The following is a 12,660-nucleotide window of genomic DNA, read 5'->3' as shown; positions in this document are numbered from 1 at the left end:
CGACGTCCACATGAAGACGGGCGGTCCGTACGGCATGATCAGAGTTCTAATAGATGGACGAGTCGCAGGCTCTGACGGGGTCGGAAGGTATACTCGGCAACTGACAGAAGCTCTTTACAGGACCTCATCTCCAGACGTTCGGATCACCGTTCTCAAGCCAACGGGTACTCCGCGATATACCCGCGCCGAGGGAACCGAACTGGCGGTGGCCGCGCAGGAGTGCGAAGCCAATGTGGTTCACCTTCTCGACTACCGGATCCCTCTCGAAAGTCTCGACGTTCCAATGGTGATCACGATCCATGACGTGTTTCGCGCCACCCGCCCCTGGCTCTGTTATTCGGATAATGAATTCGCGGAACGTTTTGGCGTAGCAGGTCTCAGGAACCTCAAAGATCTAACAACCGCGATAACGACCTCACACCGTGGGTCAGAAGCCGACCTTACCGGCTCAGGTAGCGCTCATCGGAAATTCTACCGAGCGATGCTCGACTTCGCCTGCTCTCAGGCACAGGATGTCATCGTACCGACACGAACGGTCGGCGAACAACTCCGTTCGCTTGTCGGGCCCACCACTGGCCTTACTGTCTCCCCCTACGGTGTCGACCATCTGGAGTCCCACGATGACGACCGTTCTCCGGTAGCAGGTGTGACAGGTCGCTATCTTCTCTACGTTGGCCAAGCACGCTCGCATAAGGGCCTGCCAAAGCTCTGCGCGGCTTATCTCGCCAGCGGTGCTCACGACCTAGGTGTCCCATGCGTTTTCGTTGGTTGCGATTTCGCTGATGCAACTTACCATGCGAAATGGATCCGGTCCCAACTCGGCGATGCAGCCGTCTTACGTGGCAAAATCGACGACGCCACACTGGCAGCGCTGTATTGCAACGCCTCCGCTCTCGTACATTTGGCGGAGGACGAGGGCTTCGGGTTCACGCCGCTGGAAGCGCTGACGCTGGGCACTCGGGTCGTGGTCCACGACCTCGACGTGTTCCGCGAGACACTTGCCGACCACGCGTTTTATTGTAAAACCGGCTCCACTCAGGAGATCGCAACCCTTCTCAATCGCCTCCTGCGGACGCCTGACGATTCATCTCAGAAGGAAATGCGCGCTCGATGGGCCGGCCGCTACACCTGGAAGGACCATGCCAAAGACATCCTTTGCGTCTACCGCAGGGTCGGTCAGTGACAGAACGACTGGTGATCCTCGATGTCGGAGACGTCCTCATACGGACCCGCCCCACGGCACAGTACAGATCTCTCGCCGAGAAGACAGGTCACCGTTGGCGGTGGGTCGCCGATGCCATCGAGGAATGCGGCGTGATCGCTGACTTCGAGACCGGTGCAGTATCCGTTCAGCAGTTCACTGATACGGTTAGTAGCCTTTTTCCTGATAACTGTCTTTCTAATCAGGACATCGTCATGGCCTGGCAATCGGTCCTTGGTGCACCGGTTGCCGAGATCATACATGCCGCCAGACCGCTGGTGGCGAGCGGAAGACTGCTTCTTGCAAGTAATACCAATCCACTGCATTGGCGATCCGTGGCCGCTTGCCTTCTCACGAGCGGCATCGAAGCACCCGCTGTCCTTTCCTTTGAGGTAGGTCACACCAAACCGAGCGAGAAGTTCTTCAGCGCCATTCTAGAGGCCGATCAACGAGTCGGCGACCAGGCGATCTTCATCGACGACCTCGGGCGGAACGTCGCCGCCGCCCGGCAGCACGGAATACCGGGACGGATCCACAGCGATCCACAGAAAACGGCCGAGTGGCTCCGCGAACTTTCGGCCGCGAGATGGGATTCGTAATGACACTGAAGCTGATCTTCGATATTCGATCGAATCATGACACCGGAGTCTCGCGTTATGGACTTTCCCTGTTACAGGCAGCCGCCCCAGTCATGGCGGCGATGGGATGGCGTCTCACCGTGATTGCCTGGAAGTTTCAGGAACGGCGAGCCAGACAGGCTTCAATTCCCTATGGAGCGGAGGTGCTCATCTGCCCGGAGCCGGAGGGCTTCGTTCGCGTCTCTCCGTGGTTGCAGGACCTCGTGTGCTCCGTCCGTCCAGATCTCTATTACACCACGCACTATACTGCGGATCCCTTTCTTCCCACACCGTTCGTATTCACCATTCATGATCTGACGCGACTGAAGTATCCAGAACTCAGCTACACCGATGATTCCTTTGTTCGACGGTTCGGATGGAACGAGTTCATCAAGCTCAAACTGGATCTGGAGACACTATCGACTCGCTTCGAAACGGACGACGGCGGCGATGTCTTCACCCAATACTTTGCCAAGTTGAACAGGATGCTGGTGGAGCGGGCCTCACTGGTAACCGTCGTTTCTCGGTCGACGGCTCTTGACGTCAGATCACTACTGAATGTTCCAGTGCACAGGCTCGCCCTCGTACCCGGAGCGGTAGACCCATCGGTCTTTCACCCGACAACTACCGAAGCGGTGCGGGCTGTAAGGACCAAGTACGCCCTGACGGGACCCTACGTGCTCTATGTGGGCCTCGCGAACGCGAACAAGCGGTTTCCGTGGCTCGTCGAGCAGTTGTTTACCAGGACGAACGAGCTGCCCGCCGAACTACGCCTCGTCGCCGTCGGCGGCCACGCGGAGACTCTTCCCGAGGTCGGTCTGATGCTGGCCGACCATGGGACGGGACGCGTGGTGTTCACCGGGCGGGTGCCAGATGTGGAGCTTGCGGCCCTCTACACGGGGGCGAGCGCCCTCGTCACCGCTTCTTTCAACGAGGGGGTAGGGCTACCGTGCCTGGAGGCGGCCGCTTGTGGAACGCCGGTCATCGCTCCCGACATCGTTCCCTTGCGTGAGTCCCTCGCCGACGCCGGTCTGTTCTACTCCCCAGGGGACGGCGGCGCGATGCGTTCGCTCATCGCGTCGGTGGTTAATCGAGCCGGACGCACCCCCGCGTCGGACTTCGAGCCGCCAAGGTGGCACAGGTCGGGTCGTCTTCTCGTGGCGGCGCTCCAACGTGCTGCCGTTACGGGCATCGCGGCTCCCGGCGTCAGCGACTTATATGCGGCGAGTCAAAGGGCTGTTCGGTAGGAGCAGCGCCGCGGCGAGGCCCGCCGCGAGGACGGGCAGTGCGGTGAGGAACAGGTCGGAGAAGGCCGCCGCGAACGCCTCCGAGACGCCGTCCCGCACGGGCCCGGGGAGGGTGGCGAGGACCTCGGGGCGGACGGCGTCGTCGAACGCGGGCACCTGGCCGCCGGGGGCGCGGCGTCCGATCTCTTCGGCGAACCGGCTCGACACGATGCCGCCGAACACCGCCATGCCCGCGGCGGTGCCGAGCATCCGGGTCGCGAAGACGCCCGAGCTCGCCGCGCCCAGGTCGCGGTGCGGCGCGGCGTTCTGCGCGATGAGGATGACGACCTGCTGGGACAGCCCGGCCCCGAAGCCGAGCAGCGCCATGTAGCAGCCGGCTGTGAACGGGTGGGTTCCGGCGTCCATCGTCGCGAGCAGCCCGACCCCGGCGGCGCTGAGCGCCATGCTCGCCGCGGGCAGCCGGTGGTAGCGGCCGGTCCGGGAGATGTGCCGTCCGGCGAGCATGGCGGCGGCGACGAGGCCGGCCATCATCGGCAGCACGAGCAGGCCGGAGCCGGCCGCCCCCACTCCCCCGACGACCTGGAAGAACATCGGCAGGTAGGTGGCGAGCCCGAAGCCGGTCGCGCCGCCCACGGCCGCGACGGCGCACGCCACCGCGAACGACCGGTCGCGGAACAGCCGCGGCGGGATGACCGGCTCGGCGGCGGTGCGCTCGGCGAGCAGCCACGCCGCGAACAGCGCCACCGAACCCGCCGCGAGCCCGGTGGCGGCCGGTGAGTCCCACGCGTAGCGGGTCCCGGCCCAGCTCGTGAACAGCGTGAAGCAGGTGACGGCCGCGCCGAGCAGGACGATCCCCAGGTAGTCGATCCGCGGCCTGCCCTGCGGTGCGGGCAGCCGCAGGAACAGCACGGTCGTGGCGGTGGCGGCCAGGCCGAGGGGCAGGTTGACGTAGAACACCCACCGCCAGGACGCGTGGTCGGTGAGGAAACCGCCGACCAGCGGCCCGGCGACACTGGACACCGCGAAGATCAGCGCCGAGTACCCCTGGTACTTCGCGCGCTCCCGCGGCTCGAACAGGTCGCCGGTCACCGCGAACATCGAGCTCATCAGGCACCCGGCGGCGGCGCCCTGGACGACGCGGAACGCGATCAGCCAGTCCATCGACGGCGCCGCCCCGCACGCCGCCGATCCCGCCAGGAACCCCAGCAGCCCGATCAGCAGGATCGGCCGGCGCCCGAACAGGTCCCCCAGCCGCCCCGACAGCGGGACGGTGACGCTGGTGGCCAGCACGTACGCGGTCGACACCCACGCGAGGCGGTCGAGACCGCCGAGGTCCCCGACGATCGTGGGCAGCGCGGTGCCGAGGACCGTCGCGTCCAGCGAGGACATCAGCCCGGCGAGCAGCAGCCCGCCGAACGCCGCCAGCCGGTGCCGGCGGCTCATCGGCACGGTCGGCCCGAACGCCTTGTTCATGTGCACCTCACATTTATCTGCTTCAAGCAGATGAATGCTAAGCGCACGCATATGTGCAATGCAACCTAGCTAGACTGGTCGCCATGCGCGACGAGGCGAGCCACGAGCGGGCCGGGGGCGACCCGGCGGTCGACGTCGTCGAGCGGAGCATGGTCAAGCTGCGGCGCGGCATGTCGCGGCAGCGGCTCGGCAAGGCGGCGGTCCGCGAGCACAACCTCCCCGTGGACGTCCAGGTCCTGCACGTCGTGGACGTCATCGACGAGGGCCCCGACCACGACGGCCAGGAGATGAGCGTCGGCCTGGTCGCCACCCGCCTCGGCGTGGACGCGTCGCGCGGCAGCCGCATCGTGGCCGAGGCGGTCAAGTCCGGCTACGTCCGGCGGGTCGCGTCCCAGGAGGACGGCCGCCGCATCCACCTGGAGCTCACCCCGGCCGGGCAGGCCGTCGTGGACGCCACCCGCCGCACCCGCCACGAGCACTTCGCCAAGGCCATGGGCGACTGGACCGGCGAGGAGCGCGCCGAGTTCGCGCGCCTCCTGTCCCGCTTCGTCCGCACCTACGAGGGCTGACGCGCGGCCACCGTCCCGTGGTCGAGCCAGGGCGGACGATCACGACAACGGCGCCGGCCGGCCACAGGAGATCGCACGCGCCGCCAAGGCCGGTCAGCCGGCTCGGCCCGGCGCCTGCCGCCGATGCGCCCGCCTTCTCCAGCCCGCGCGCTGAACCGCGGCTAGGCTCCCCGTGTGGACGAGGCCGAACTCCTGGCGAAGGCCCGCGCGGGTGACACGGCGGCGTTCGATGCCCTGGTCACCGGGTACCGGGGCGAACTGAAAGCGCACTGCTATCGCATGCTCGGCTCCCTCCAGGACGCGGAGGACGCCCTCCAGGAGTCGCTGCTCGCCGCCTGGCGCGGCCTGGGCGGATTCGAGGGACGCAGTTCGCTGCGCACATGGCTGTACCGGATCAGCACCAACGCGTGCCTCCGGCTGTCATCGAAACGCCCTCCCCGCCTCATGTCCCCCGACCTCGGCCCGTCCCGCCGCGACCCCGGTGACCTGGGCGAACCGGTCACCGGGCCGGTTTGGCTCGAGCCCTGGCCGGACGACGTCCCGGCCGACGCCCCCGGCCCGGCCGCCGCCTTCACCCGCCGCGAGGGCGTGGAACTGGCCTTCGTCGCCGCTCTCCAGCACCTGCCCGCGACCCAGCGCGCGGCGCTGATCCTCCGTGAGGTCCTGGAGTTCCCCGCGGCCGACGTGGCCTCGTTCCTGGACCTCACACCGGCGGCGGTCAACAGCGCCCTGCAGCGCGCCCGCAAGGCCGTCCGGGAACGCGTGCCGCGCGCCACCCAGCAGACCGAGCTGTCCGCGCTCGGCCCGGACGGGCAGCGCGAACTGGTCGACGCCTTCGTCACCGCGTGGGAACGAGCCGACGTGGACGCCCTCGTCACGCTGCTCGCCGACGACGTCCGGTTCACCATGCCGCCGCTGCCCGCCTGGTTCGACGGTCACGAGGACGTCATGCGCTTCCTCGTCGAGCGCGTCTTCGAGACGCCGTGGCGGCTGGTGCCGATCCGCGCCAACGGCCAGCCCGCCTTCGCCTCCTACCAAGCCGGGCCGGACGGACGCTTCCGCATAGGTGCGATCAGCATCCTCACCCTGCAGGACGGTCGTATCACCCAGATCTCCGGCTTCCTCGACCCCACGCTCCCCCGCCTCTTCGACCTCCCGGAAGAATTCTCTTCCTGACCGATGAATCCGCGGCGCCCCCTGTCTCTCCCCCTTTGCAAGCACCGCAGAGAGGAAGAGCACCGATGCGCAAGCTGATCGTCACCAACATCATCTCGCTCGACGGCTACTACGAGGGCCCGGGCAACGACATCATGGCCCTCCCCTTCGACGAGGGGTTCAGCGGATACAACGCCGAGCGCCTCCGCGCCGCCGCCACCCTCCTGCTGGGCCGCCACACCTACGAGGGCCTCAAGAGCTACTGGCCGCCCATCGCGGACGACACCTCCCAGCCGCCCGTGGAGCGCGAGATCTCCCGTCTCAACGGCGCCATAGAGAAGGTCGTCGTCTCCGACACCCTCACCCCCGGCCAGACGGAGCCCTGGCGCAACACCGAGATCGTCGAGCGGGCCGCCGCGCACGCCCGCATCGCCGAACTGAAGAACGCCCCCGGCAAGGAGATCCTCATGTTCGGCAGCCGCACACTGTGGAACGACCTTCTGGCCGCCGGCCTGGTGGACGAACTGCACCTCATGATCGGCCCGGCCGTCCTCGGCGCCGGAACCCCCGTCTTCCAGGGCCCGGCCCCGATCTCGCTCCGCCTGCTGGAGTCCCGCACCCTCCCGGACTCCAGCCTCGTCCTCACCCGCCACGCCCCCGCCTGACGGCGGTCGCGACCCCGGCGGCGCTCACGCCGCCGGGGCGCCTCCCAACCGGAGCACCCCGTGTCGGCGATGGACGTCGCCCGATCACCCGAGGCGCGTGCGGAGCAGGCAGAACTCGTTGCCCTCGGGGTCGGCGAGGACGACCCAGCTCTCCTCGCCCGTCTGCCCGACGTCGGCGTGCCGCGCCCCGGCGGCCAGCAGCCGCTCGAGTTCGGCGTCCTGGTCGCGGTCGGTGGGGTTGACGTCGATGTGCAGCGGGAGCTTGCCCGACCGGGGGTCGTCGCTGCGGCTGAGGATGAGCGTCGGCTGCGGCCCGCCGGCCCCTTCCCGGGGGCCGATCTCGATGTCGTCGTCCTCCCGGTCGAGCACCACGAACCCCAGCACCTCGCACCAGAACCCGGCGAGCGCCTCCGGATCGCGGCAGTCGAGGACGAGCTCAGTGATCCGACACGCCACGGGCCGCCTCCAGATCCTCGTTTCCACCTGCCTTCCACACCGTAGGGGGTCCGGCCTACATCCCTGGTCGCCACCGGACGGCCCGATGTACTCCAGAAGTTGCGGGCGGCACCGGAACGAGCGCGACGTGCGGGGGAATGCCCTGGCCGGATGGCCGTCTAGGCTGATCGCATGGGTGGCGGGCCGGATGTGCGCGGGCGGCTGACGGACAAGGCCGCGGCCGGCGGCGTCCTGCTGCTGGTGTCCGTCGGCAGCCTCAACTCGGTGTTCGCCCCCGGGGACGAGCCCTGGGCGCGCACCGCCTTCACCTGGGTACTGATCGCCATCGGCTGCGGGGCCCTGTTCTTCAGCCGCCGCTTCCCCCTCGCGGCCGCGCTCGTGTCGGTGGCGGCCACCGGCGCCTACTACATCACGAGCGAGCACGACGGCCCGCTGATGATCGCGCCGATCGTGGCGCTGTACATGATCGCCGCACAGGGGCGGCTGCAGGCCGCCATCGCCGTGGCCGCGCTGATCGTCATCGGGACGGGCGCCGGGACGCTCTCCGGCAACGACGACGTCAACGGGGTCGCCCTGTTCATGCTGACCGGGTGGGTCGTGGCGATGGCGGCGCTGGGCTGGGTCCGGCACAGCCGCCGGGTCTACCTGCGCGAGGCCGAGCAGCGCGCTGCGGGCGAGGAGCGGCTGCGCATCGCCCGCGAGCTGCACGACGTGGCCGGGCACCACATCTCGCTCATCAACGTCCAGGCCGGAACGGCGCTGCACCGGTTCAAGCGGGACCCGGCGCAGGCCGAGGCCGCCCTCGCGGCGATCAAGGAGTCGAGCCGGGACGCGCTGCGCGACCTGCGCGCGACGATCGGGGTGCTGCGCGAGGACGACGAGGACGCGCCGACGGCGCCCGTCCCGGGCATCGACCGCATCGGCGACCTCGTCGAGTCGGCGCGGGCGGCGGGGCTCACGGTCCGCACCGAGATCACCGGCGCCGGGGAGCCGCCCCCGACCGGCGTGGAGCTTGCGACATACCGCATCGTCCAGGAATCGCTCACCAACGTCGTCCGGCACGCCGCCGCCGGCACGGTCACCGTGCGCATCGCACGGGGACGGCGCGACGTCCTGATCGAGGTCGCCGACGACGGGCGCGGCCCCGCCGCGGGCTCGTCCGGGTCCGGCGTCCACGGGATGCGGGAGCGCGCCCGCGCGCTGGGCGGCGAGCTGACCGCGGGTCCGGGGCCGGACGGCGGCTTCCTCGTCCGGGCCCGCCTGCCCCATGGGAACGGAGCTGCATGATCAAGGTTCTGCTGGCCGACGACCAGCGGCTGGTGCGCGCGGGATTCAAGTCCATCCTCGACGACGAGGACGACATCACGGTGGCCGGTGAGGCCGCGGACGGCGCGCAGGCCGTCGCCGCGTGCCGCGAACTGCTCCCGGACGTGGCGCTGATGGACATCCGGATGCCCGGCATGGACGGGCTGGAGGCCACCCGGCGGATCACCGCCGACCGGCGGCTGGACGGCGTCCGGGTCGTCATCCTGACCACCTTCGACCTCGACGAGTACGTGTACGGGGCGCTCCGGGCCGGCGCCTCCGGGTTCCTGCTCAAGGACACCGATCCGGAGGAGCTGATCCACGCCGTCCGGGTCGTGGCGCGGGGCGACGCGCTGATCACCCCGTCGGTCACCCGCCGCCTGATCGCCGAGTTCGCCGGGCGGGTCGAGACGCCCGTGCCCGGCCCCCGCCTGAAGGCCCTCACCGACCGCGAGCGCGAGGTCATGGCGCTGGTCGCCGCCGGGCTCAGCAACGACGAGATCGCGGCCCGCCTCGTGCTGAGCCCGGCCACCGCGAAGACGCATGTCAGCCGCATCATGTCCAAGCTGGACGTGCGGGACCGCTCCCAGCTGGTCGTGCTGGCCTACGAGTCCGGCATGGTGAACCCGGGCTGGATGACCGGCAACCCGCAACCGCCGGGGTAGCCGGGCCGCGGCCCCGCAACCCACGGCGTACCGCAAGTGCCCGCCGGAGGCCGATGCCGCACGGCATGCCGTGATCGGAACCTGACGGCATGAGTGCAATGTCCAGACAGGCCACCGGCGCCGTCGTCGGCTTCCTCGCCGGCGGGGCGGCGGGGTTCGTCCTCACCGAGGCGGTGGCCGCCTTCTCCCATTTCGTCCTTGACCACACGCTCGACGTGGACGGCACCGGCACCCTGCTGGCCGTCTTCATCGGCGTGCCCGTCCTCTGCGCCGTGCTCGGCGCCGTCATCGGCGTCCGCCTCGGCGGCCGCCAGGGAGGTTGACCGGCATGTCCGCGAAGACAGAATCCTCCGGCGGGGGCTCCGCGGGGGCCGCACCGGCCCGGACCGGCGTCTTCGGCCGCACGGCCGCCTGGTCGCAGCGCCACCGCTGGGCCGCGCTCCTGCTGTGGGCCCTGACGGTCGTGGCGATCACGGCCGGATCGCAGGCCGCCGGTTCCGCCTACCACAACGACTTCTCGCTGCCGGGAACCGACTCCCAGGCCGCGGCCGACCTCATGGAGGAGCACGGCTCGCTCCAGGCGGGCGCCACCGTCCAGATCGTCCTCAAGGACCGCCAGGGGCTGGGCGGCGACCGCGCCGCGATCGACGGGATGCTGGCGAAGGTGCGCGAGCTGCCGAGCGTCGCCGACGTCCGGCCCCCGGGCCCCGGCTCCCTCTCCGCGGACGGGACCATCGGCTACGCCACCGTCACCCTCGACGGCTCGGCCGAGGACGTGCCCGCCGAGCACGTCACCGAGATCATCGAGACCGCCCAGGGCGCGACCCAGGACGGCCTCCAGATCGAACTCGGCGGTGATCCCGTGCGCGGTGCGCAGGAGGAGGGCGGCGGAGGCGCCGAGGGCGCGGGGATGCTCGCCGCGCTGGTCATCCTGGTCCTGCTGTTCGGCTCCCTCATCGCCGCGGCGGTCCCCCTGGTCACCGCCCTGTTCGCGGTCGGCGCCGCGGTCGGGCTGATCGGGCTCGCCTCGCACGTGTTCACCGTCGCCGACTTCACCCCGCCGATCATGATGCTGATCGGGCTGGGCGTCGGCGTGGACTACGCACTGCTGATCTTCTACCGGTACCGCCAGGAACTGCGGGACGGCGCGGAGCCCGCGGCCGCCACGCGCGTCGCGCTGGACGTGGCCGGCCGGACGGTCTTCTTCGCCGGCTGCACCGTGATCATCGCGCTGATGGGGCTGGTCGTCCTCGGCCTCGGCTCGCTCCAGGGCGTGGCCCTGGCCGTGGCGCTGATGGTGCTGGTCACCATGGCCGCTTCGCTGACCCTGCTGCCCGCCCTGCTCGCGGTGTTCGGGAAGCGGATCCAGCGGAACGTCCTCAAGCGCCCGGGCCGGACCGGCGACGACGGGTGGCGGCGGCTCGCCACGGCCGTGCAGCGGCGGCCCGTCCCCGCGCTGCTCGTCGCCGCCGCGGCCCTGCTCGCCCTGGCGGCCCCCGCCCTCGACATGCGGCTCGGCTTCGCCGACGCGGGCAACGACGCGCCGGCCTCCACCAGCCGGCAGGCGTACGACCTGCTGGCGGAGGGGTTCGGGCCCGGTTTCAACGGTCCCCTGGTGGTCGTCACCGAGGGCCCGGCCACCGGGCTCCAGCAGACGCTGGAGCAGGCCGAGGGCATCGCGGCCACGACCCCGCCGTTCCCGTCGGAGGACGGCAAGGTGCACACCGTGATCGCGTTCCCCGCGAGCGCGCCGCAGGACGAGGCCACCGCCGACCTCGTGCACGGTCTGCGCGACGACGTCCTCCCGGGCCTGTCCGAGCGGACCGGCGCGGAGTACCTGGTCGGCGGCCCCACCGCCGCCACCCTGGACTTCGCCGACTCGGTCTCGGACCGGATGCCGCTGTTCGTCGCCGTGGTCGTCGGCCTCTCCGCGATCCTGCTCATGGTGGTGTTCCGCTCGGTGCTGATCCCGCTCAAGGCGGCGGTGCTCAACCTGCTGTCGATCGCCGCCGCCCTGGGCGCCATCACCCTGGTCTTCCAGGACGGGCGGTTCGGCGCGCAACCCGGCCCGATCGAGGCGTTCATCCCCGTGATGATCTTCGCGATCGTGTTCGGGCTCTCCATGGACTACGAGGTGTTCCTGGTGTCCCGGATCCACGAGGAGTGGGAACGCACCGGGGAACCCGCGCACGCCGTCCGGGAGGGCCTGGCCGCCACCGGCCGGGTCATCACCGCGGCCGCCGCCATCATGATCGTCGTGTTCGCGGCGTTCATCCTGAGTCCGGGCCGGATGCTGCAGCAGTTCGGCCTGGGCCTCGCGGTCGCCGTCCTCCTGGACGCCGTGGTGATCCGCTGCCTCATCGTTCCGGCGATCATGCAGCTCCTCGGGAAGTGGGCCTGGTGGCTGCCGGGGCCGGTGGCCAGGCGCCTCCCGCGGGTCGCGCTGGAGCGCCCGAGCTGAGCCGGCGGAGATGAGCGGGCGTCACGTCTATGATCTCGGTGGAAGATCGTTCGGCACGACGGGGGGAGCGGCCGTGAGGCACCTCGGCATACTGGCCCACAGCGCGGAAGGCGCCGCACTGTGCTTCCGGACCTTCTGCCAGGAGGGTTTCCGCGAGCTGGGGCCCGATGACCATCCCGACGTGACGCTCGACCTCATCGCCCTCGCGCGGAGCATGCCCGCGTGGGAGGCCGGGGACCACGACCCGATCCGGGCGACGCTCGCGGAGAGCGTCCGGCGCCTGGCGGCGGCGGGCGCGGACTTCTTCGTGTGCCCGGACAACACCGCGCACCTGGCCCTCGAACGGCCCGGCGGCGACCTGCCGCTGCCCGGCCTGCACATCGCGCAGGTCGTCGCCGGCCGGGCCGCCCGCGACGGCCGGACGCGCGTCGGCGTCCTCGGCACCCGCTACACGATGGAGGGTCCGGTCTACCCGCGCGAGCTGGCGGCGCGCGGCATCGCCGCCGAGGTCCCGGACGCCGCCGGCCGGGACACCGTGCACAGGATCATCTTCGAGGAACTGGTCAACGGCGTCTTCACCGAGGACTCGCGCCGCGCGTACGTGCGGGTCATCGAGGGCCTCGCCGAGCGCGGCTGCGACGCCGTCGCGCTGGTGTGCACGGAGATCCCCCTCCTGGTGACGCCCGACGTCTCGCCGCTGCCCACGCTCGACTCGACCCGGCTCCTCGCCCGCGCCGCCTTCGACGTGGCGGCCGGCCGCGCCCCGCTGCCGGAGTGGCGCGGCGGCCCGGTCGGCTCCCCCTGAGGCCCCGGCCTCGTCCCGGCGCCCCGCGGCACGCTTCGGCC

At 70.2% G+C, this 12,660-nt stretch carries 13 protein-coding genes; 11 read left to right on the top strand and 2 right to left on the bottom strand.

The features are described from left to right. Positions 1–10 precede the first annotated feature (10 nt). From E1289_RS02380 to E1289_RS02370, 3 genes are all read left to right on the top strand, one after another. Positions 11–1,183, top strand: a complete 1,173-nt coding sequence (locus E1289_RS02380; protein WP_131974769.1) for a glycosyltransferase — start codon at positions 11–13, stop codon at positions 1,181–1,183. A 131-nt stretch (positions 1,184–1,314) separates the two neighbouring features. Then, positions 1,315–1,800 (top strand): hypothetical protein, encoded by a 486-nt coding sequence (locus E1289_RS02375; protein WP_131974767.1) that lies wholly within the window; start codon positions 1,315–1,317, stop codon positions 1,798–1,800. Next, positions 1,800–3,065 carry a glycosyltransferase family 1 protein gene (locus tag E1289_RS02370; RefSeq protein WP_165970302.1) on the top strand — a complete coding sequence of 422 codons (1,266 nt, stop codon included), beginning with the start codon at positions 1,800–1,802 and terminating at the stop codon, positions 3,063–3,065. The genes E1289_RS02375 and E1289_RS02370 overlap by 1 nt, the downstream gene beginning before the upstream one ends. On the opposite strand, the gene E1289_RS02365 is transcribed toward E1289_RS02370, so the two are convergent. Continuing rightward, the gene (locus tag E1289_RS02365; protein ID WP_165970301.1) at positions 3,033–4,538 is read right to left on the bottom strand and encodes an MDR family MFS transporter; all 1,506 of its coding nucleotides are present in this window, start codon (positions 4,536–4,538) and stop codon (positions 3,033–3,035) included. The two genes, E1289_RS02370 and E1289_RS02365, sit on opposite strands and share 33 nt — an antisense overlap. Positions 4,539–4,621: 83 nt before the next feature. Between E1289_RS02365 and E1289_RS02360 the strand changes: the two genes are divergently transcribed. The 3 genes from E1289_RS02360 to E1289_RS02350 all read left to right on the top strand — a co-directional run bounded on the left by E1289_RS02360 (position 4,622) and on the right by E1289_RS02350 (position 6,927). Beyond that, positions 4,622–5,107 (top strand): MarR family transcriptional regulator, encoded by a 486-nt coding sequence (locus E1289_RS02360; protein ID WP_131974761.1) that lies wholly within the window; start codon positions 4,622–4,624, stop codon positions 5,105–5,107. A gap of 174 nt (positions 5,108–5,281) precedes the next feature. After that, positions 5,282–6,283 carry an RNA polymerase subunit sigma-70 gene (locus E1289_RS02355; protein WP_131974759.1) on the top strand — a complete coding sequence of 334 codons (1,002 nt, stop codon included), beginning with the start codon at positions 5,282–5,284 and terminating at the stop codon, positions 6,281–6,283. A gap of 65 nt (positions 6,284–6,348) precedes the next feature. Next, entirely contained in the window at positions 6,349–6,927 is a 579-nt protein-coding gene (locus E1289_RS02350) for a dihydrofolate reductase family protein (RefSeq protein ID WP_131974757.1), read from the top strand. 84 nt (positions 6,928–7,011) lie between these two features. Here E1289_RS02350 and E1289_RS02345 read toward each other — a convergent pair whose 3' ends face one another. Continuing rightward, positions 7,012–7,383: a VOC family protein gene (locus tag E1289_RS02345; RefSeq protein ID WP_131974755.1), complete on the bottom strand. Its 372-nt coding sequence runs from the start codon at positions 7,381–7,383 to the stop codon at positions 7,012–7,014. Between the two features lie 171 nt (positions 7,384–7,554). On the opposite strand from E1289_RS02345, the gene E1289_RS02340 reads away from it, so the two are divergent. The 5 genes from E1289_RS02340 to E1289_RS02320 all read left to right on the top strand — a co-directional run bounded on the left by E1289_RS02340 (position 7,555) and on the right by E1289_RS02320 (position 12,619). Further along, positions 7,555–8,670, top strand: a complete 1,116-nt coding sequence (locus tag E1289_RS02340) for a sensor histidine kinase (protein WP_131974753.1) — start codon at positions 7,555–7,557, stop codon at positions 8,668–8,670. After that, on the top strand, positions 8,667–9,353 hold the full coding sequence (locus tag E1289_RS02335; RefSeq protein WP_131974751.1) for a response regulator transcription factor: 687 nt from the start codon (positions 8,667–8,669) through the stop codon (positions 9,351–9,353). Before E1289_RS02340 ends, E1289_RS02335 begins: the two co-directional genes overlap by 4 nt. 98 nt (positions 9,354–9,451) lie before the next feature. After that, the gene (locus E1289_RS02330; protein WP_207928731.1) at positions 9,452–9,676 is read left to right on the top strand and encodes a hypothetical protein; all 225 of its coding nucleotides are present in this window, start codon (positions 9,452–9,454) and stop codon (positions 9,674–9,676) included. Between the two features lie 5 nt (positions 9,677–9,681). Next, the gene (locus tag E1289_RS02325; protein WP_131974747.1) at positions 9,682–11,814 is read left to right on the top strand and encodes an MMPL family transporter; all 2,133 of its coding nucleotides are present in this window, start codon (positions 9,682–9,684) and stop codon (positions 11,812–11,814) included. 73 nt (positions 11,815–11,887) lie between these two features. After that, positions 11,888–12,619 (top strand): amino acid racemase, encoded by a 732-nt coding sequence (locus E1289_RS02320; protein ID WP_131974745.1) that lies wholly within the window; start codon positions 11,888–11,890, stop codon positions 12,617–12,619. The last annotated feature ends 41 nt before the right edge of the window (positions 12,620–12,660 follow it).

This window comes from Actinomadura sp. 6K520 (assembly GCF_004349245.1).
Lineage (GTDB): Bacteria > Actinomycetota > Actinomycetes > Streptosporangiales > Streptosporangiaceae > Spirillospora.
The sequence above is the reverse complement of the archived record's forward strand: the minus strand, read 5'-3'. Positions and strand labels throughout refer to the sequence as shown.